This window comes from Psychrobacter sp. 4Bb, assembly GCF_002836735.1.
GTDB lineage: Bacteria > Pseudomonadota > Gammaproteobacteria > Pseudomonadales > Moraxellaceae > Psychrobacter.
This window is the reverse complement of record NZ_PJAS01000028.1, coordinates 1-416: the sequence shown is the minus strand read 5'-3', so window position 1 is coordinate 416 and position 416 is coordinate 1. Positions and strand designations below refer to the sequence as shown.

Sequence of the window (416 nt, the reverse complement as noted above, 5' to 3'; positions counted from 1 at the left end):
CTGATTTAAAGGCCATTTACGGCGCTGATACCCTTGAGATGGCAGAGGCCAATCTTGAGCACTTTGATGAGACTTGGGGCAAAGATTACCCGCACGTGGTCAAGTCTTGGCGCAATAACTGGGAGGGCTTAACGGTGTTCTTTGAGTATCCGAAAGACATCAGAAAAGTGATTTATACCACCAATGCGATAGAGTCGCTAAACAGTGTGATTCGGACGGCAGTGAATAAGCGTAAGGTGTTCCCATCTGATCAGGCAGCATTCAAAGTGGTGTACTTAGCCACCCAGCAGGCGTCTAAAAAGTGGTCGATGCCAATCCGTAACTGGACGTCTGCTCTGAATCGTTTTATGATTATGTTTGATGACCGTATCAGTAAGCATTTAATCTAAATGGCAGTTACACAGAATCTGGGATGG

The 416-nt window shown here is 45.9% G+C and carries 1 protein-coding gene; it reads left to right on the top strand.

What is annotated here, in order from left to right; translation table 11 throughout:
- The coding region (locus tag CXF60_RS00625) for a transposase (RefSeq protein WP_145990187.1) at window positions 1–389 on the top strand (389 nt) is incomplete at its 5' end.
- Window positions 390–416: the final 27 nt, after the last annotated feature.